17 protein-coding genes and 1 pseudogene are annotated in these 18,035 nt (G+C 62.1%); 8 read left to right on the top strand and 10 right to left on the bottom strand.

The genetic code is table 11. The features are described 5' to 3' along the window. The coding region (locus tag DW037_RS10670) for a hypothetical protein (RefSeq protein ID WP_199578314.1) at positions 1-1,493 on the bottom strand (1,493 nt) is incomplete at its 3' end. Between the two features lie 114 nt (positions 1,494-1,607). Here DW037_RS10670 and DW037_RS04565 point away from each other — a divergent pair. The 4 genes from DW037_RS04565 to DW037_RS04550 all read left to right on the top strand — a co-directional run bounded on the left by DW037_RS04565 (position 1,608) and on the right by DW037_RS04550 (position 5,686). Next, the gene (locus DW037_RS04565) at positions 1,608-2,600 is read left to right on the top strand and encodes a helix-turn-helix domain-containing protein (protein WP_118372905.1); all 993 of its coding nucleotides are present in this window, start codon (positions 1,608-1,610) and stop codon (positions 2,598-2,600) included. Positions 2,601-2,767: 167 nt separating this feature from the next. Next, positions 2,768-4,216, top strand: a complete 1,449-nt coding sequence (locus DW037_RS04560; RefSeq protein ID WP_118372904.1) for a glycoside hydrolase family 1 protein — start codon at positions 2,768-2,770, stop codon at positions 4,214-4,216. A gap of 140 nt (positions 4,217-4,356) precedes the next feature. Further along, a complete protein-coding gene (locus DW037_RS04555) occupies positions 4,357-4,893 on the top strand; it encodes a PTS glucose transporter subunit IIA (protein WP_117790320.1) in 537 nt (178 codons plus the stop codon). Positions 4,894-5,128: 235 nt separating this feature from the next. Continuing rightward, the gene (locus DW037_RS04550; RefSeq protein ID WP_117634513.1) at positions 5,129-5,686 is read left to right on the top strand and encodes a hypothetical protein; all 558 of its coding nucleotides are present in this window, start codon (positions 5,129-5,131) and stop codon (positions 5,684-5,686) included. Between the two features lie 439 nt (positions 5,687-6,125). Here DW037_RS04550 and DW037_RS04545 read toward each other — a convergent pair whose 3' ends face one another. The 8 genes from DW037_RS04545 to trxA all read right to left on the bottom strand — a co-directional run bounded on the left by DW037_RS04545 (position 6,126) and on the right by trxA (position 13,302). Continuing rightward, a complete protein-coding gene (locus DW037_RS04545) occupies positions 6,126-6,794 on the bottom strand; it encodes an HAD family hydrolase (RefSeq protein WP_233542255.1) in 669 nt (222 codons plus the stop codon). 123 nt (positions 6,795-6,917) lie between these two features. After that, positions 6,918-7,952 (bottom strand): hydrogenase expression/formation protein HypE, encoded by a 1,035-nt coding sequence (gene hypE / locus DW037_RS04540; RefSeq protein ID WP_118372902.1) that lies wholly within the window; start codon positions 7,950-7,952, stop codon positions 6,918-6,920. A 48-nt stretch (positions 7,953-8,000) separates the two neighbouring features. Beyond that, positions 8,001-9,113: a hydrogenase formation protein HypD gene (hypD, locus tag DW037_RS04535; RefSeq protein ID WP_233542250.1), complete on the bottom strand. Its 1,113-nt coding sequence runs from the start codon at positions 9,111-9,113 to the stop codon at positions 8,001-8,003. After that, positions 9,113-9,373, bottom strand: coding sequence for a HypC/HybG/HupF family hydrogenase formation chaperone (locus tag DW037_RS04530; protein WP_118288916.1), 261 nt, complete (start codon positions 9,371-9,373; stop codon positions 9,113-9,115). Before DW037_RS04530 ends, hypD begins: the two co-directional genes overlap by 1 nt. 131 nt (positions 9,374-9,504) lie before the next feature. Then, complete coding sequence (hypF, locus tag DW037_RS04525; RefSeq protein WP_118372901.1) at positions 9,505-11,958, bottom strand: carbamoyltransferase HypF; 2,454 nt, start codon at positions 11,956-11,958, stop codon at positions 9,505-9,507. Positions 11,959-12,016: 58 nt separating this feature from the next. Further along, positions 12,017-12,511: a nickel-responsive transcriptional regulator NikR gene (gene nikR, locus DW037_RS04520; RefSeq protein ID WP_118372900.1), complete on the bottom strand. Its 495-nt coding sequence runs from the start codon at positions 12,509-12,511 to the stop codon at positions 12,017-12,019. Between the two features lies 1 nt (position 12,512). Then, the gene (locus DW037_RS04515; protein WP_117564540.1) at positions 12,513-12,761 is read right to left on the bottom strand and encodes a hypothetical protein; all 249 of its coding nucleotides are present in this window, start codon (positions 12,759-12,761) and stop codon (positions 12,513-12,515) included. A 220-nt stretch (positions 12,762-12,981) separates the two neighbouring features. Further along, entirely contained in the window at positions 12,982-13,302 is a 321-nt protein-coding gene (trxA, locus tag DW037_RS04510) for a thioredoxin (protein WP_117629728.1), read from the bottom strand. Between the two features lie 136 nt (positions 13,303-13,438). Between trxA and DW037_RS04505 the strand changes: the two genes are divergently transcribed. After that, the gene (locus DW037_RS04505) at positions 13,439-14,014 is read left to right on the top strand and encodes a hypothetical protein (RefSeq protein ID WP_118372899.1); all 576 of its coding nucleotides are present in this window, start codon (positions 13,439-13,441) and stop codon (positions 14,012-14,014) included. Positions 14,015-14,032: 18 nt separating this feature from the next. On the opposite strand, the gene DW037_RS04500 is transcribed toward DW037_RS04505, so the two are convergent. Continuing rightward, the gene (locus tag DW037_RS04500; protein ID WP_117797306.1) at positions 14,033-14,560 is read right to left on the bottom strand and encodes a GHKL domain-containing protein; all 528 of its coding nucleotides are present in this window, start codon (positions 14,558-14,560) and stop codon (positions 14,033-14,035) included. A 187-nt stretch (positions 14,561-14,747) separates the two neighbouring features. On the opposite strand from DW037_RS04500, the gene DW037_RS04495 reads away from it, so the two are divergent. The 3 genes and pseudogenes from DW037_RS04495 to DW037_RS04490 all read left to right on the top strand — a co-directional run bounded on the left by DW037_RS04495 (position 14,748) and on the right by DW037_RS04490 (position 17,117). Then, a complete protein-coding gene (locus DW037_RS04495) occupies positions 14,748-15,854 on the top strand; it encodes a hypothetical protein (RefSeq protein WP_233540030.1) in 1,107 nt (368 codons plus the stop codon). Between the two features lie 82 nt (positions 15,855-15,936). After that, positions 15,937-16,164, top strand: a pseudogene (locus tag DW037_RS10745) (transposase); the annotation flags it as partial. After that, on the top strand, positions 16,065-17,117 hold the full coding sequence (locus DW037_RS04490; protein ID WP_158571936.1) for an IS3 family transposase: 1,053 nt from the start codon (positions 16,065-16,067) through the stop codon (positions 17,115-17,117). The pseudogene DW037_RS10745 and the gene DW037_RS04490, both read left to right, overlap by 100 nt. Positions 17,118-18,035 lie beyond the last annotated feature (918 nt).

Below are 18,035 nucleotides of genomic sequence, written 5' to 3'. Positions count from 1 at the left end.
GCATGGAAGAGAAGCGCCCCGGGGGTCGTTGCGCCCCCGCCGCTCAGCAGGCTCGCCGTACGGTTCATGTAGCTCATGAGCTGCCCAAAGTGTGCAAACTGGGGGTTTTGGCCATGCGCATAGAAATGCGGCGGGCAGTCCCAGTCGGGGAAGGCGGCCATGCTAAAGGCATGCGGCACAAACCAATTGACGCCGCGCACCAAAAAATGATCGGCGATCCACTTCATCTCGCGTAGGCCTTCGTGCCATCCAAATGCGCCAAAGACCTCGGCCATGCAGCGCCCCTGCTTTTTGGGGTCGAGGTGCGCTGCCGAGGAGCCCAGCTTGGGCAGCACGTAGTTATAGAACTCGAGGTCCCACACGCCGCGTCCGTAGCTGTGAAGGCCGCGGTCCATGCCGGGTACCAGCTGGTTGATCACGATGTCGACGCCCGCCATGTCCTGACCGCCCACGGCGCGGAAGTAGTGCCCGGCGCCCACGCCCAGGCGCGCGTGGCAGTCCTTGTCCTCGATAACGTGGCCGATGTACTGCACGCCGCGCGCGCGGCACCAGTCTCCGAGCTGGTCGCAGAAGCACTCCTTATAGAGGGTGCTCGCGATGTCCATATAGACGTGGCGTACGTGCGCGCCGGCCGGCTCGCGGTCCCACAGGTGCGGGAGCTCGGCCAGGTAGCGCTCGCCCAGTGCCGCGCGTAGGCGACGCTCAAGCTCGGCCGACCAGGGTAGGGGCGCGGTGGCCTTGCCGATGAGCGTGTCCGAGATGCCATCGGGGCCCGTGGTGCCCTTCTCGTTGGCAAATCCGGGCTCATCGGAGAAAAAGCCCAGGATCGTCTTGCCAAACTCATCGCCCAGATGCTCAAAATGCGGCTCGTAGACAGCATCGATGAGCTGCGCCACCGAGGCGCGGTCGACCATATTGATGTAGTCCTCGTTGTAGGAGGTCTTGCCGCTCGTGAACATCACGCATGCCTGCGTGAGGCCCGCAGGTGCATCGAAGACCAGGCGGCTGGGGTTGCCGTCTGCATCGTCGATTACTCGGTAAGCGACGTCGACGGGGCTGCCGTCCTGCATAAATGTCACGCCGTAGAAGCGCTCCGTTTTGTCGAGCATGTTGGCGAGCGCGATGCTCGCGGCGGACGTGGGGCCCACGATGTCGAACGTGCGGTGCGTGAGCACGATCTTGCGGAGCTCGGGCACGGCCTCCTTGACGGCGCCGTTGGCAAAGCCCGTGGGGAAGTGTGCGTCGTCCAAGATCCAGAGCTTAAGGCCCAGCTGCCTGCACTCGTCAATGACAAAGTGCAAGTCGCGCCACCAGCCCTCGCCGCAAAAATCGGGGTGTGGGCGGCTTTCGAGACAGACCTCGTGGATGTCGGCGCCGGCGATCTTTTCCAGATACTCGGCAATGGTCTTATGGCTCTCGCCCTTCATCCACAAAAACGGAAGCACGTGGTTGTCGTATGTGCCCTCGAGCACCTGCTGATAGTACGCGGTCATGGATCCTCCTTGGCTCGATCGATCTGCTGCATAGCACAGATTATGGACGCGTCGGCGCGTTCTGCTAATATCTGAATCACGACGAACTATGACTAAATCAACGATTGGCAAGCCATGGAGATCGACGAGCTCGAGCGTAGGCTCAGCGAACTGAGCGCCAGTGAGATCGCTTATAAAGACGGCATGGCATTTGATTGGTCGATTATGACCGAGCATGTCGAAATCGACGGATGCCCAGTGCGCAAGATTGGGCAGCCAGGGTTTGCCTATGCCCAGCCCGGCATGCCGCGCGGCCTGACGATAAGGAAAAACTCGCGCTTTAATGCAGTTCCCGAGCACGTGCATGATTACGTGGAGATGAGCTATGTGTATCGCGGGCGCTGCCCGCAGACGGTGGCGGGGGAGAGGCTCGAGTTGCGCCGCAACGAGGTGCTTTTGCTCGACGCCCTTTGCCCTCATGCCGTGGCGGCGCTCGGCGAGGACGACATCATGCTGAGCATGACCGTTTCACGCTCTTTTTTGCGCCGGAGTCTCGAGTCGAGCCTCTCGCGCGAGAGCGCGGTCTCGCGGTTTTTGTTCAACGCGCTCAACAGCGAGACGGACCATCGGGGCCATGTCCGTTTTCATTGCGGCGAGAGCCGTCGGATTCGGCGCTACATGCAGGAGATGCTCTGCGAGCTGTACGACCCGAGCCCCAACGGTCCCGAGATCGTCTTGCGTCTGTTTCAGCTGTTTTTGGCCGAGCTCATGGATTGCTACGAGCGCGAGCTGGTGCGCGGCGCGGCGGACGGCGCGGCGGGGCCCACTGCCCTGGTGACGGGAATGCTCGGCTATATCGATCGCGAATTCGCCGCGTGCTCCCTCGAGGGGATGGCGGCGGAGTTTGGCTTGAGCCCTAATTATGCGACGGCGCTCCTCAAGCGGCATGTGGGCAAGACCTTTAGGCAGCTTGTGCAGGAGCGACGCCTGGTACGTGCGGCCGAGCTTCTGTGCGGCGGCGCCACGGCCGGGGCGGCTGCGCATGCGGTGGGCTATGAAAACATGAGCTTCTTCTACCGTAAGTTTCACGACAAGTATGGCTGCACCCCCGCGGCATACCGCCGGTAAGCGCGGAGCGGATCGTCTTCGCTCCTTCGGTGTCAAAAAGTTTCAGCTGCAGCGCTGTTGCAGCGCGCGTCTGCGAAAAGAAGTGTCGGGTTTGGCACCCCTGCCCCTGTCTGTCGCGTGCGTGGGCGATACTCGGCCTATCGACCCGCAATGCAAAGGAGATGCTCATGGCAAACATCAAGTTCCCCGAGGGTTTCTATTGGGGTGGCGCCACGGCCGCCAATCAGTTTGAGGGCGCTTGGAACGTGGACGGCCGCGGTCCTTCGGTCGACGACCATTTCTTGGGCGGCAGCTACAAGGAGCCGCGTCAGATCACGATCGACATCGACCCTAACCGCTTCTACCCCAATCATGACGGCATCGATTTCTACCATCACTACGAGGAGGACATCGCGCTGTTCGCCGAGATGGGCTTCAACATGTTCCGCATGTCCATCTCTTGGAGCCGCATCTTCCCCAACGGCGACGACGCCGAGCCCAACGAGGCCGGCCTCGCCTTTTACGACCGCGTCTTCGACTGCCTGCGCGCTCACAATATCGAGCCGCTCGTGACCCTGTCGCACTACGAGATGCCCTATCACCTGGTCGAGAAATACAACGGCTGGGCGAGCCGCGAGCTCATCGGCTTCTTTGAGAAGTACTGCCAGACCGTCTTCGACCGCTATCAGGACAAGGTCAAGTTCTGGCTCACCTTCAACGAGATCAACTGCGGCACCCAGGACATGGGCAACCTCTTTGGGACCAGCATGATCCAGGGCTTTGAGGGCCCGGCTTCGGCGGTCCACACCACGCCGCAGGCCCGTATGCAGGCCCTGCATCACCAGTTTGTCGCCAGCGGCCGCGTCGTGCGCTATGCCCACGAGCACTATCCGCAGTTTAAGATGGGCAACATGGACTGCTTCATCCTCTCCTATGCCGCCACGTGCGATCCGGCCGACGTGTTCGCCACGCAGCAGGAGATGAATACCATGAACTGGTACTGCTCCGACGTGCAGGTGCGCGGCAAGTATCCGTTCTATGCCAAGCGCTTCTGGGCCGAGAACGATGTCGAGCTTGTGATGGAGGACGGTGACCTGCAGGATATCGCCGACGGCAAGGTCGATTTCTACACCTTTAGCTACTACATGTCCGGCACCGTGGGCACCCACAGGGATCACGAGATGACCGAGGGCAACATGACCTTTGGCGGCAAGAACCCCTATCTGGAGTCCACCGATTGGGGCTGGCAGATCGATCCGCTGGGCCTGCGCATCGCCCTCAACGAGATTTACGCCCGCTACGAGATTCCGCTGATGGTGGTCGAGAACGGCATGGGCGCCTACGATGAGGTCGAGGAGGACGGTTCCATCCACGATCCGTACCGCATCGCCTACTTGCAGAGCCACATCAAGGCCATGGGCGAGGCCATTGCCGACGGCGTCGACCTGATCGCCTACACCTGGTGGGGTCCCATCGACCTGGTGTCCGCCGGCACCGGCGAGATGCGCAAGCGCTATGGCTTCATCCACGTCGATAAGTACGACGACGGCACCGGTACCTACGAGCGCCGCCGCAAGGACAGCTTCTACGCCTACCAGAAGATCATCAAGTCCAACGGTGCCGAGGGCCTGGATTAATCGACAATATGAGTGCCACCGGGGAAAAGCGTTGGGATGGGCTCGCGATTCGAGTCCCCACCTTAGCATTTGAACCATTTGGCACTATAATCACCATAGGCATGCGCACAACGTTGCGCTTAATCAAGAGGAGAAAACGTATGGGTCTGTTTGACATGTTCAAGAAGAAGGCTGAGCCCGCGACTGCCGCTGCTCCGTCCTCCATCTCTGCTTCTGCCGGCGCCGACGTGCTGTGCTCGCCCGTCAAGGGCAAGGTCATCAAGATGGCCGATGTGCCCGATCCCGTCTTTGGCGGCGAGGTCCTGGGCAAGGGCTGCGCCGTGTGGCCCGAGGACGATCTGGTCTACGCTCCCTGCGACGGCAAGGTGACCGTCACCATGGGTCACGCCGTGGGCCTGCAGTCCGATAGCGGCATCGAGGTTCTGGTGCACGTTGGCGTCGATACCGTCAACATGAACGGCGACGGCTTCGAGGGCTTCGTCAAGGCCGACGATGTCGTTAAGGCTGGCCAGCCCATGCTCAAGATCGACCGCGCCAAGATCGCCGCTGCCGGCTACAAGGACTGCGTCGTCGTGGCTGTGTCCAACACCGCCGAGTTCGCCGACGTCGAGCTCGCCGTCGAGGCTGACTCCGCTGTCTCCGCTGGCGATGCCATCGTCAAGGTCGTCCGCAAGTAGTCTGCGGCAACATAAGGGTGTTTTGGGGTGGTCGGGTTATCTGGCCGCCCTTTTTTATTGCAATGCGGCGGAACGTTTTATTGCGCGTTGGGCGGACCGGTAAACCGTTCGGACGTTAAATCGAGCCGACTGCGCCTTTGCTTTGCCGGGGGTGTTCGTTATCGGCTAGTATGGCCTTATTGTTACGACGCGCACCGCGTCGGGAAGCGCGGTGCCGCTTGTTGGGAGGAATGTCATGAAGAAGAAGCTGCTGCTTGCGCCCCTGATGGCTGTTCTGGTCGCGTGCGTGGTTGTGCTTTCCGGCTGCGGAGGTCCTTCGGTTGAGGAGCTCATCACCGAGGATCTTACGACGCAGTTTGACGAGGTCAAGAACGGTGGCGACGACTTCCTCGCCGGCCTGGAAGAGGCCTCGGGCGACGAGTTTGAGCAGCTGGGCATCGATCCCAAGGAGTACGCCAAGAGCTATCTCGAGGGCTTTGACTACAAGATCGGCGACGTGACGGTCGACGAGGACAAGGGTACCGCAACTGCCGAGGTCACCATTACCTGCAAGTCCATGAACCAGATCGTTGAGGATTTTGCCACCCAGTATCAGGAGAAGGTCGCCGCGCTCGATTCGATGCCTTCCGATGACGAGCTGTACAAGATGGCCGGTCAGGTTATGGTCGATGTGACCAAGGCTGCTAAGACCAAGGACACCAAGGTCACCTTCAAGTATTCCTGCAATGACGACGGCGAGTGGTCTGCCGACGATTCCGCAACCAACGAGATGATGAATGCCATGATGAGCTAGGGGAGTTACGTGGCAGTTCGTTGCGGCGTTTTACCAAACGCCGCAACTGCTCGACGCTGCGCGCCGCCCAGGACGACAATTTGTCATTCAAAAGGCGAGGCATGACCAGAAGGTCTATGCCTCGCCTTTTTCATGTCAACTTGTTCGTCCTGGACGTCGCTCGCTGTCCGTCCTCTACCCGTGACGTTACCATCGCTGGAGTAGTCATTGGGAAGGCGGTGCTTGGGGACGTTCCTTTTCTGCCGGCAGTTGGGGACACTCCTTGTATCAGCGCCGCATCAAATGCTCGGGAAAATGCGACCCGGTTTTTGCCCGAATTCCGGGTCGCGGTTTCCGGATGGGGCGGGTTGCGGAAACCGCGACCCGGAATATTGCTCCAAAACGGTATGCACTTTCCGCGTGGAAGAATTGTCGCAGCTGCGTTAAGCGGTGTCGCTCGCTACTCGCCCAAGATTAGCTCGGCGAGTTCGTCCTGCGTATCTACCACGTAGTCGGCGCCGGCGGCCTCCAGCTCTGCGCGGCCGCGGAAGCCCCAGCTGACGCCGGCGCTCTTAAGGCCGGCGTTGTGGCCGGTCAGAACATCGACATTCGAATCGCCCACATAGAGCGTGGATGCCGGATCGGCGCCCAGCTCTTTCATCACATGCAACGTGACGGGTGCCTCGGGCTTGGGCGGAAATGCGCCCACACGGCCCTGTACCAGCGCAAAGCGATCGGAACCAAAGTATTTCTCGATAAGCGGGGCTGCCGAAATATGATCCTTGTTGGTGAGCACGGCAAGCTGAACGCCCGCTGTGCGCAGACGGTCGAGCATCTCAATCGTGCCGGGGTAGGGGGCGGTGTGGTCTTCCTTGTGCTCGCCGTAATAAGCTCTAAACTCGGCAAGCGTCTGCTCAAACATACGGCCGTCGCCCGCGTACTCGGCGGGCATAAAGCGCTCGACCAGCTTAAGCATGCCGTTTCCCACCTTGTAGCGGTACTCGTCCATGGCAAACGTGGGCCAGCCGTGCATCTCGCAGGTGTGGTTGCCGGCGGCCGCCAGGTCCTCGAGCGTGTTGAGGATGGTGCCGTCAAGGTCAAAGATCACGGTGGAAAAAGCTGCTGCCATGAAAGCTCCCGTCATTGGGTTTAAAACGCACCCCATAATACTGGGCTTCCGCGTCGGGCGTGCTCGGAATCTGAACATCTCCAGGGATATCAAGCCACATCGCGCCAGCCGTGCAATTCCGCCCTAGCAAATTCTCGGCAGCTGCTCTCCTACGAGCATGTCGAGGATGCGGGTCGATCCCCAGCCGGTGCGTACGCGCACGGCGGGTCGAGTGCTTTCGGCAAGCGGCAGCACGCGACCGATGACGGCGGCGTTCTCGCCGTAGCGGGCGGCGCGCATGGCGGCCAGCGCGGCATCGGCCTGCTCGGCCGGCACTACGGCGACCATCTTGCCCTCGTTTGCCACCTGCAGCACATCGTAGCCGAGCATCTCGCAGGCGGCCTGCACGTCGGGGCGCACGGGCACAGCATCCTCGTCGATCTCCATGGCAACGCCGCTGGCCTGGGCAAACTCGTTGAGCGTGGATGCCAGCCCGCCGCGCGTGGGGTCGCGGAAGCAGCGGGTGTCGGGGGCGGCGGCGAGCACGTCGGCAATCAGATGATTGAGCGGTGCGGCGTCGCTTTCGATGGTGCTCGAAAACGCCAGGCCCTCGCGTTGGCTCATGATGGCGATGCCGTGGTCGCCTAGCGTACCCGATACCAGGATGGCGTCGCCGGGCCGGCAGTTGGCACCGCTGAGCGTCACGCCTGCGGGTACCTCGCCCACGCCGGCGGTATTGATGTAGACGCCGTCGGCACCGCCACGCTCGACCACCTTGGTGTCGCCGGTGATTATGGACACGCCCGCCTCGCGCGCTGTTTCGGCCATGGTCTGCACAATCTGGCGCAGCTTGTCCATGGGATAGCCCTCTTCGAGGATAAAGCCGCATGAGAGATAGCGCACGTTGGCGCCCGAGGTCGCGACGTCGTTGACGGTTCCACATACGGCGAGGCGGCCGATATTGCCGCCGGGGAAGAACTGCGGCGTTACCACAAAGCTGTCGGTCGACATGGCGATTCGCCCGCTTGCGGGCAGCGCAGCGACGCCGGCATCGTTGCCCGCGAGCAGCTCGGGCGACCCAAAGGCATCCAGAAAGACCTCATCGATAATGCGCTTCATCATCTGGCCGCCGGAGCCGTGGCCCAGCAGGACAGTGCTATCGGTGGCATTACGGGACATATCGAAAACTCCAATCGTGGGTGGTGCCGGTACGCGGGGGCGTCCGGGCTAGTCGCGGTATCTAAAGTACGCCGCGCAGCTGCCTTCAGAGCTCACCATGCAGGGGCCGACGGGATGCTCGGGCGTGCAGGTGCGGCCAAAGAGCGGGCAGCTGCTCGGCGTAATGGCCCCGCGCAGCACGTCGCCGCAGCGGCACCCACGCGGCTCGACCGTCGCCTCAACGGGCACGTCAAAGCGAGTGCGGGCATCAAAGCGCGAGAACTCGGGGCGGATGGAAAGGCCCGAGTTGGCAATCGGCCCCAGCCCGCGCCACGTGGTGTCGCATGGCTCAAACACCTGCTCGACCAGCTGGCGCGCCACGGGGTTGCCGTCTGCATTGACGCCACGGCGGTAGGCGTTGTCGATCGCGGGCCTGTTCTCGACGGCCATCTGGACCAGCATGCAGATGCCCTGCAAGATATCGACCGGCTCAAACCCGGTGACTACGCCGGGGGTCTCGAACTCATCGACCAAAAACCCAAAGGGTGCCAGGCCTGTGATGGTAGCGACGTGACCAGGCAGGATAAAGCCGTCGATGGTCGTCTCGGGGTCGTTGGAGATCGCACGCAGAGCCGGCGGCGTGGTCTTGTGAGCACAGTAGACCGAGAAGTTCTGGAGCCCGCGCGCGTCGGCCTCCAGGATAGCGGCGGCAATGGTGGGCGTTGTGGTCTCAAAGCCGACACCCATAAAGATGACCGGGCGTTCGGGATTTTGCTCGGCAATGTCGAGTGCGTCGAGCGGAGAGTAGACGATGCGGATGTCGCGCCCCGCCGCCTTTTGCGCGGCAAGCGAGGTGGACGATCCGGGCACGCGCATCATGTCGCCAAAGGTGGTGATGATGGCGCCGTCCATGTTGGAAAGCGCGATTGCGTGATCGATGTCGCGGTTGGCGGTAACGCAGACGGGGCAACCCGGACCGCTTAGCAGTTTGAGCCCGACAGGCATAATGGAGCGAAAGCCATAGCGCCCGATACTCACGGTATGCGTGCCGCAGACTTCCATAAGGTTGATGGCGCGGTCGCCGGCAACCTTATGAATGCGCTCGATGAGCTCGCGAGCCAGCTTGGGATCGCGGAATGCCGAGAAGTCGATACCGGAGCGCGCCGGCTGCTCGGCCGCCACTAGTATGCCTCGGCCGGGTTGGTGGCAAGCTGGTCTTCTTCGACCAGTTCGGTCATGGTATTGACGAGCTCGAGTGTCTCTTGGGCTTCCTGCTCGTCGACAATCTGAATGCCAAAGCCGGCGTGCACGAGAATATAGTCGCCTACCTGTGCCGTCGGCACGAGGCGCAGCGAAACGGGGCGCTCGATGCCCATCATGTCGACGGTCGCCTTAAGGTCGTCGTCGCGTTTGACCACTTTACCGGGAACGGCAAGGCACATAATGTTCCCCTTTTATACGTTTTGCGCTGGATAGGCGCCTAATTACCCATCAGTTGATGGTAGCGCTCGCGGGAGTCACGAGCAAACGCGTTACACCTGTGAGACGGCGGCGCACAGGCTGGCAAAACAGCCTATCGCAACGCCTTCTGCGCGAGGCGAGCGCGAGCGATGGCGGCCTGACCGTAGGCGATGCAGCCGTCGTTGGCGGGTACAGCGTGGGGGACCAAGACGGCAAGACCGGCGTCTTTGAGTTCGTGGGTAAGGAGCTGAAGCAAAAGCCGGTTCATGAACACGCCGCCCGAGAGCGCGACGGTATCAAGGCCTTCGCGCGCACAGATTTCGCGTGCGATGTGGGTCGTAGCGTGCGTAATGGCGATGTGAAACCCGAGGGCGAGCCGGTCGGCCGGCACGCCTGCCTCGATTCCATTCAGAAGAGCTTCGATGAGCGGTTGGGGGTCCAAGATGGGGGAGTCGTCGGCAGACGTGAATACGCCTGTATGATTGCCGTCGAGACGAACGGGCTTACCGTCAAGCGCGCGCCAGGCGGCGGCTTCGAGTTCTATGGCGGGTTCGCCCTCGTAGGTTGCCTTGTCGCAGATGCCCAGAATAGCTGCCGCGGCATCAAAAAGACGCCCCATGCTGCTGGTACGCGGGCTGTTGATGCCGCGCTCGATCATGGTGGCTGTCACGCTGCGTGTTTGCTCGTCGAGGGTGCCCAATAGCCCCGCGGCACCCGGATGCTCGCGCAGGCCGAGCTCGCTCAGCAGGGCAAAGGCATTGCGCCGGGCATCGCGCACGGATGCGGCTCCGCCTGGCAGCGCCCAGGTGCGCAGGTGCGCGGCGCGTTCAAAATCGGCAAGGCCGGCGATAAGAAACTCACCGCCCCATATGGTGCCGTCGGTGCCGGCACCCGTACCATCGAAGGCAATACCGAGGACGCGCGCATCGGGCGCAAGCCGGCCAGCGACAATCGCCTCCGCCATTACGCTCGCGATGTGAGCATGATGATGCTGGAGTTCGATAAGCGGCAGATCGTGCTCCCGTGCCCGCTCACGCGCCCACTGGCTTGACAGATAGCTGGGGTGCATGTCGCATGCCAGGGCGACAGGCGTCAGGCCAAAGAGGTTTTCTAGACGTGCGCGGGCGGCGCTCCAAGCATCGAAGGTCGCGCCGTTTTCGACATCGCCGATATGCTGCGACACAAAACAGGCCACATGGCCGTCGGCGTCCTCGCGCGTGAGCGCGATCGTGGCTTTTTGCTGCGGCCCGCAGGCGAGCACGCAGGGTGCAGTGCCGTCGAGCGTCGGCAACGACAACGGTTGCGGCGCATATCCGCGTGCGCGACGCACAGGCATGACGGTGCCGTCGACCACACGTACCACGGAGTCGTCGTAGCGTGAGAGAATCGCACGGTCGTTGCCAAGTAGCGCGTCGGCGATGCCGGCGGCAACAAGATGTTCCCATGCAAGGGCATCGTCGGTCTCGATAGGTTCCTCGCTCAGGTTTCCGCTGGTCATGACCAGCGCGTGCATGTCGTGCGACGCGGCAGCTGCAAGCAGCAGATGCTGAAGCGGTGTATAGGGGAGCATGACGCCGAGCTCGGGTAGATCGTGTGCGACGGATGGCGCGAGTGTAAGGCCGTCGGGGGAATCTCCCTCGCCAACAGCACGGCGGCGCAGCAGCACGATGGGGCGGATGCTACCGGTTAGCAAGCTGCGCTCGGCATCATCGACATGGCACAGGCGTTCAGTATCGGCAAGGCTGCGCACCATAACGGCAAGCGGTTTGTTACTGCGGCGCTTGCGACGGCGCAGCTCGACCACCGCCTGCTCATTGGCAGCGTTGCAGGCCAGATGGAATCCGCCCAGGCCCTTGATGGCGACAATACCGCCGCCTGCCAGCAGCTCGATGCAGCGTTCGATGATGGCATCGCTGGCCTCGCGCGTGGAGCCGACGGCTGGTGTTGCGTCGACCGCCGTTGGCACAACACCGTGGTCCGCTTCGCGCCAGGTAATATGTGGCCCGCAGTCAAAGCAGGCATTGGGCTGCGCATGAAAGCGCCGGTCAAGCGGGTCGCCATACTCTGCGGCGCACTCGGGGCACATAGGAAAGCAATCCATCGACGTGGCCGCTCGGTCATAAGGCAGCGACCGGATGATGGTAAAGCGCGGCCCGCAGTTGGTGCAGTTGATAAAGGGGTAGTGATAGCGTCGGTCGGCGGGGTCGAACAGTTCGCGCAGGCAGTCGTCACAGGTGGCGATATCGGGGGAGACGAGCGTCGTGTGCATGGTCTGATCCCGCGACGCTACGATACGAAAGGCCTGCTCATCGTCGGCATCCCAAGCATCGGGCTCCAGGTCTGCAACAGCGACATGCTCAACGCGGGCCGCGGCAGGCGCGTGCTCCGACAGCGCGGCGACAAAGCCGTCGAGTGCCTCGACCGAAGCATGCGCCTCGATGTGTACGCCATCGCCCGCGTTGAGCACCCAGCCGCAAATGCCATGCGCCATAGCCTCGCGATACACAAATGGCCGCATGCCGACGCCCTGCACAATGCCCGTTACATGGATATGCACATGTCGCATGCGACCCTCCTTCGTTGAAACCTGTCCCTTTTTGGCAGGTGCGCTGCGGGAAATCCCGTTACAGCCCCAGGCTTTGCTTGGTGGCGGCGCAGGTGAGCTCGCCGTGCTTTACGCCGCGCAGCCCCAGCAACCGGTCCGCCAGCTCGTAGACACGCTCGCCGCGACCCTTGAGCGCCAGAATCTCCAGGCAGTTGTGGTGGTCCAGATGCACGTGCATGGTAGAGACGATCTCGTCGGTATAGTCGTGCTGCACCTCGTCCAGACGGCGCGTCAGATCGCCGGTATGGTGGTCATAGATCATGGTGAGCGAACCGATGACCTGCTCGTCGGGCGTGCGCATCTGCTCCTTGGCGATCGAGGCGCGAATCAGATCGCGTACGGCCTCGGATCGGTTAGCCACGTCACCGCGGCGCGCGATCTGCTCGTCAAAGCGGCGCAGCAGGTCGTCGGGCGCGGTGACCGAAAAGCGGACCAGCTCGGAGCTGGAGCCGCTGCAGCGGCAGCTCGCATCGTCGTCCGCACCGTGATTGTGCGCGTGCTCGTGCTCGGCCACGCTACACCAGCTTTACGGAGCCAACAGAGTTATGGTCGGCCTCGATGGCCTCCTCGTAGCCCTCGAGCGCATCGTGTGCCTCGTGCAGCGCAGACATGGCGGCTTCGAGCTTGGCGCCAATGCGCTCCATATCAAAGTTCTCGGTCGCATGCAGCAGCTGATGGCTCCACTCGTGAGCGAGCTCAATGGTGTCGTCGACCTGCTTGACGCTCATGGCAAGCTGGCTCATGTTCATTCCGACGTCATGCATGGGAATCTCCTTTTGTACGGGGCGATATGGTGGTTCAGATTCTACTACGCCCGCCTTGAGCGCCGCCGCATAAGAAAACGGGTGCGAGTCCGTCTGACCCGCACCCGTTCACTGGGGGCTGTTTGTATCTACCATACTATCCGTGGTCGCATACCTTGCGTTTGGCACTCCGGCGAGCGGTGCGAAACCGCTCATGGACGGCAGATGGGTAACAAGCGTATTACAGATGTTTCTCCAGCAGTGCCTGAAGTCTTGCCTTGGGTAGGGCGCCAACCGAGCGGTCGACCTCCTCGCCGTTCTTAAAGACGATCAGCGTGGGGATGCTCATGACGCCAAACTTCATGGCCAGGTCCTGGTTGTCGTCGACGTTGCACTTGGCCACAGCCAACTTGCCGGCCAGCTCGTCGGCAACCTCGTCTACGATGGGCGAGAGCGAGCGGCAGGGGCCGCACCACGGGGCCCAAAAATCAACCAGTACGGGCAGGCTATCGTTGACGACAGCGCCGAAGTTCTCGGGGGTAATCTGCTTAATGTCAGCCATGGTGACCTCCATAATACGACGCGGCTCGGCCGCGTAAAACTCAGTACGACCGTGCTTATACCCAGCGGCCCGCAAAGCAACCACTCGCGGGCGGCTCTTTTATATAATGGTGGGCACGCAAACGATTGGAGAGCGCATGCCCACGTCACAAAGCCAGAAAAAAGAAGCCATCGCTCAGGCGACCGAGCAGGAGCTCGCGTCGCTTGCAGATCGCGGTGTGCGCATCGCGGGCAACGCGTGCTCGCCGATTGTGCTGGTCAAAGGCGATTTGGATGAAGCCGAGTGCTCGGGCGGCGAGCTGGCCGCCGGCGCGGATGGCGCCGCGTTGCGCAAGGCGCTCGGTGCCATCGGATATGCCCCCGAGGATTTTTGTGTGCTGGCAAGCGTCGCCGGCCCGGGCGACGGAGCGGTCGCGGCGGGCGAGGCCCTGACGTGCGACCTGTTCCGCGAGGCGCTGGAGACCTTGGACCCCGAGGCGGTGCTGCTGCTGGACAACAGTGCGGCCGATGTCATGCGCGAGACCTATGCCGATATGCTTGTGGCAATTGATGACTTTGACACCGCCATGCTCAAGCCCGGCCTGGTCGCCCATGTGCAGGGGCGCCGCGTGCTGGCGCTCGACGGTTTTGAGGCGGCGCTCACCGACAAGGCCGCCAAGCAGCGCATGTGGGCCTACATTAAGCAGCTGACCCCGGCGGCTGCACCGCTGTAGCGAGGTTGGCGGCAGCCCCTACATCACGGCGCGCAGCTCAAACCGGTCGCCATTAATGCGGAACTGGCAGTTGCCGTTCATGCGCTCGACGGCAAGCATAATGCTCTTGGTGCCAAAGCCGTGCCCAGTGTGCTGAGTCACGGGCATGCCGTCGACCATGTGCGGCGCACGGCCAAACGTGTTGGAAACCAGCAATAGAAGCTGACCGTCTTCGTAGCGAAGGTCCAGGTCGACAAACCGCTTGCCTTCGGGGGCGGCGCTCGCCGCGGCGATGGCATTGTCCAGGGCGTTCGATACCACACTGAATAGATCGACATCGCCCACGTGGACGGTTTCGGGCACGGCGGCGTGCAGGTCGGCGGTGATGCCGTGCGCGTTGATGTCCGCGGAAAGCGACGAGAGCGCAATGTTGACCGTTTCGTTGGCGCAGTAGCGGCGCACGGCGGTGCGGTCGTTGGTCTCGCAGAGCGCGTCGATGCGCTCGAGTGCCTCATCGGTGTGACCCTCTTCGATCAGGGCCGCTAGACCGCGCAGGTAGTGGCGCATGTCGCATCACATTGAGACCAAGTCAAGAAGAATCGCTTCGGTCGAATCGCGTCTTTTGGGTGAGTTCTCAACGTCCGCTGCCGCTGGTTTCCACCGTATGCCGAAAACACCCGGACGATGCCGTGCAGATCGCTTCGCTCTGCTATAGTCTCCCAAATTCACGTTTTCTATTGGGATGGTGGTTAATATGGGCGACATACTCGAATCGTTCCTGCGCGTGGCGATGGTGGTGTTCATCGTCGGTCCGCTCACTGCATGGGTCGCCCGTCGCGGCGCGCGTGAGCGCAGTGAGGCGACGGACAGCCTCGATCGCTTCACGGTGCGCATGCCCGCTGCCATCCGCACGATCATCGCCTGCTGCGCGGTCGCGTTCGAGCTGCTCATGTTGGGTGTTTACGTCTGGCAGGGCGTTTCGCTGGGCGAGTGGGGCCACGAGCTTGTGTGGTTCGGCCACGCCATGGCACTTGCGGGCATGGCCATCTGGGCCCTGCTGAGCATCCCGCGCATCGACGTGGACGGTGAACGAATTCTCTCGCGTAACGCCTTCGGCATCCGCAAGGAGACGACGTTCGGCAACATCACCCATGCAACGCTTCACACGCAGATGATGAGGATCGACCTGTTCGAGGGCGATCGAAAGTTCTGCTCGATAAGCCTCGAGGGGGTGTGCTCGCTCAACCTCCTCGCCCGTCTGGAGGAAGAGGGCATCGAAGTCTCGGACGCCGTCGACGGTCCCATGACCAAGGCGGGCCTGTGTTGGTCTGCCGTCAAGCCGTTGACGATTGTTTTCAACGGCATGGCGCTCGTCTTCTCGCTCGTGATCGCCTTCATGGCTGTTTTCACCGATGCCGGAGCCCGCTTGCTCTTGCTCGTTCCGTTCCTCTTCCTGTTCATAGGGGGACTCCTGCCCCTGCTTATGCTCAGCATGCCCGCCCGTGGTATCTACGAGATCGGCAGGCAGGAGCGCGAACTCGGTTTCTCCTTCGCCGAGGAGATGGCAAGTCGAGGTGCCACGGGCACTTCGCTTGTCGACGACGATTGGTTCATCGAGATCAGCAATGCCCGCGTCGTGGCGTTCCGCCGCGATTACCTCAAGAAGGTCACGGCGCACGAGGACAGCGAGAGCGGCGACCGCTGCACGGTGACTACGAAGGGCGGTCGAAAAATCAAGGTGTATGCAGCGGGCAGCACGCTCGAGGACCTGCGCACGTGGTTCAAACAGGGTGCCAAGGCCAGAAGCACGCTCGACCGTGCAGAGGACGCGCTCGAGACGACGTCTGATTGGGTTGTCTGACCTGTATCGTCTTTTCGGACACGCATGCTAGAGGCCCAATCCTTTAGAATGCATTCATCGACGACCGAGAGGACGGTATGCTATGTCCAACCCAGCCGCCAAGTACACCGACGAGTTCAGGCGCGAGACCGCCGACTACATCATCTCGACGGGCAGGCCGATAACGGAATGCTGCGCAGAACTGGGCCTGAATTCCAAGACCGTGAACAAGTGGGTGCAGAACCGCCGGCGCGAGCTTGCCGGCGGGCCCGACCCCAAGGCCGAGGACCGCGAGCTTCGCGAGGCGAAAAGGCGCATACGCGAGCTCGAGATGGAGAACGCCTTCTTGAAAAAAGCCGCGGCCTTCTTCGCCAAAAGCCAGGCGTAGCCGCATGCTACCGGATGATGTTGGCGGAGAAGGCCGAATTCCCGGTGAAAATGATGGCCCGCGTGCTCGGCGTGAGCCGATCGGGCTTCTACTCGTGGCTCTCCAACGGCTGCCCGCGAGAAAACTGGTCGGCCGAGCGCGAGGCGGTCCGGCGCGTGTGGCTGGAGTCGGACCGCAGGTTCGGCTTCCGGTTCGTGAAATGCTTCCTGCCCGGCGAGTTCTCCGGATTGACCCTGTACAGGGTGCGCAAGCTGATGCACGAGCTGGGAATACGCGGCTGCACGCCCAACGCCAGGAAGCGCACCACCATCCCCGACCCGAAGGCCAGGCCCCGGCCCGACCTGGTGAGCCGCGACTTCACCAGTCCCGTTCCAACCTACAAGCTCGTGGGCGACATCACCTACCTGCGCACCGGCGAGGGATGGCTGTACCTGTCGACGGTCATCGACCTCAACACCCGCATGGTGGTGGGCTGGTCGCTCTCCGAGCGCATGGCCGCCGACATCGTGGTTTCGGCGCTGGCGTCGGCCAAATCGCGCGGCTACGTGGCCGGCAACGCGATATTCCACGCCGACCGCGGCGCCCAGTACACCAGCAGGCTTCTGGCCGAATGGGCGCGCGACAACGACGTGCGGCTGTCCTGCAGCCGCACCGGCAACTGCCACGACAACGCGGTGGCCGAGTCGTTCCTCGCCACGCTGAAGAACGAGATGTACTACAGGCGCAGCTTCCCGACCAGGGATTCCGCCAAGCACGCGGTGGTCGAGTTCATCGAGGCGTACTACAACCGCCGAAGGCCCCGCTCGACGATCGGCTACAAGGTGCCGGCCGAGGCCATGGCGGCCTTCTTCGAGAGAACCGAGCCCAAGCCCGAGGCCATGCCTATGGCCGCTTGATTCCTCGAGCTTGCGTGTCCGAAATCTTGACACAGGTCAGAAGGCCTCGATGCCAGCGCTGCGCCGATATGGGGCAGCGGCCCCCCCGTTGGCCGCCATGGCCCTGACTTCCGAGCGTATGCTGGCGCCGCTCGTCTTAAGACGTCGACCTCCATCCGGAGCCTGCGGTTCTCGCGCTCGGGCTCCAGGATCCGGTTCTACTCGGGCGTGCGGTTGTCGGCGGCGCGCGGCGAGCCGGTCTCGTTTATCGACTTGCCCCGCCTCTCCACGGTGCTCTTGTCGAGGTCGCACTCGTCCATGGCCTCGCGCCTGGGCTTTCCGGCGTTGTGGAGATCGACTATCTTCCTCTTGAACTCGTCGGTGAAATGCCTCGGTCTGGGGCCGGTCGAGGCCGAGCCCCCGGTCCGGCTGGGGTAGCATGTCGCTGCGGACCACTGTCTTTCCTCTCGTTGAATATCTAGGCGCTGACGATTCTAGGCGATGGCCCTCTCTTGCTTCTTACACCTCGATTGTGCTCGCTACCCCCAGCGGGTCCGGATCGAGCGATCCGGACCCGCTTTTGGGGTTTGCCGGAAACCCGGTGGTCAAAAAAGGCCAAATATGAGTACTGTTACCAGTTTGGTGGCAGCCAAATGGCCTCAAAAATCGGTGCCAGAGGCCAAAAGTGCATCGATTTTCGTTCTTCAGAGTCGCGATCGGGCTCCAAACAAGGCGATTTTGCTGCTCTGGACCGGAAAATCGATGCTACTAATTTGGTGACAGTACTCATATTTGGCCCTTTTTGACCACTGCCCCTTGGTCCAGGACAAAACGGGCTGCCCGAATCATGGGGCGGGTCCATTTTCGGCTGTCCTCAGCTTGCCAGTTCGAAAATGGACCTGCCGCATGATTGAATCTTTATTTCAACTTTACACCTAG

It is taken from the genome of Collinsella sp. AF39-11AT (genome assembly GCF_003474585.1).
GTDB lineage: Bacteria > Actinomycetota > Coriobacteriia > Coriobacteriales > Coriobacteriaceae > Collinsella.
The sequence above is the reverse complement of the archived record's forward strand: the minus strand, read 5'-3'. Positions and strand labels throughout refer to the sequence as shown.

What these genes read in the sequence shown, in the direction of transcription:
- DW037_RS04565 (WP_118372905.1), top strand. Translation starts at nt 1,608, where the DNA reads ATGGAGATCGACGAGCTCGAGCGTAGGCTCAGCGAACTGAGCGCCAGT.
- DW037_RS04560 (WP_118372904.1), top strand. Translation starts at nt 2,768, where the DNA reads ATGGCAAACATCAAGTTCCCCGAGGGTTTCTATTGGGGTGGCGCCACG.
- DW037_RS04555 (WP_117790320.1), top strand. Translation starts at nt 4,357, where the DNA reads ATGGGTCTGTTTGACATGTTCAAGAAGAAGGCTGAGCCCGCGACTGCC.
- DW037_RS04550 (WP_117634513.1), top strand. Translation starts at nt 5,129, where the DNA reads ATGAAGAAGAAGCTGCTGCTTGCGCCCCTGATGGCTGTTCTGGTCGCG.
- DW037_RS04545 (WP_233542255.1), bottom strand. Translation starts at nt 6,794, where the DNA reads ATGGCAGCAGCTTTTTCCACCGTGATCTTTGACCTTGACGGCACCATC.
- hypE (WP_118372902.1), bottom strand. Translation starts at nt 7,952, where the DNA reads ATGTCCCGTAATGCCACCGATAGCACTGTCCTGCTGGGCCACGGCTCC.
- DW037_RS04530 (WP_118288916.1), bottom strand. Translation starts at nt 9,373, where the DNA reads ATGTGCCTTGCCGTTCCCGGTAAAGTGGTCAAACGCGACGACGACCTT.
- hypF (WP_118372901.1), bottom strand. Translation starts at nt 11,958, where the DNA reads ATGCGACATGTGCATATCCATGTAACGGGCATTGTGCAGGGCGTCGGC.
- DW037_RS04515 (WP_117564540.1), bottom strand. Translation starts at nt 12,761, where the DNA reads ATGCATGACGTCGGAATGAACATGAGCCAGCTTGCCATGAGCGTCAAG.
- trxA (WP_117629728.1), bottom strand. Translation starts at nt 13,302, where the DNA reads ATGGCTGACATTAAGCAGATTACCCCCGAGAACTTCGGCGCTGTCGTC.
- DW037_RS04505 (WP_118372899.1), top strand. Translation starts at nt 13,439, where the DNA reads ATGCCCACGTCACAAAGCCAGAAAAAAGAAGCCATCGCTCAGGCGACC.
- DW037_RS04500 (WP_117797306.1), bottom strand. Translation starts at nt 14,560, where the DNA reads ATGCGCCACTACCTGCGCGGTCTAGCGGCCCTGATCGAAGAGGGTCAC.
- DW037_RS04495 (WP_233540030.1), top strand. Translation starts at nt 14,748, where the DNA reads ATGGGCGACATACTCGAATCGTTCCTGCGCGTGGCGATGGTGGTGTTC.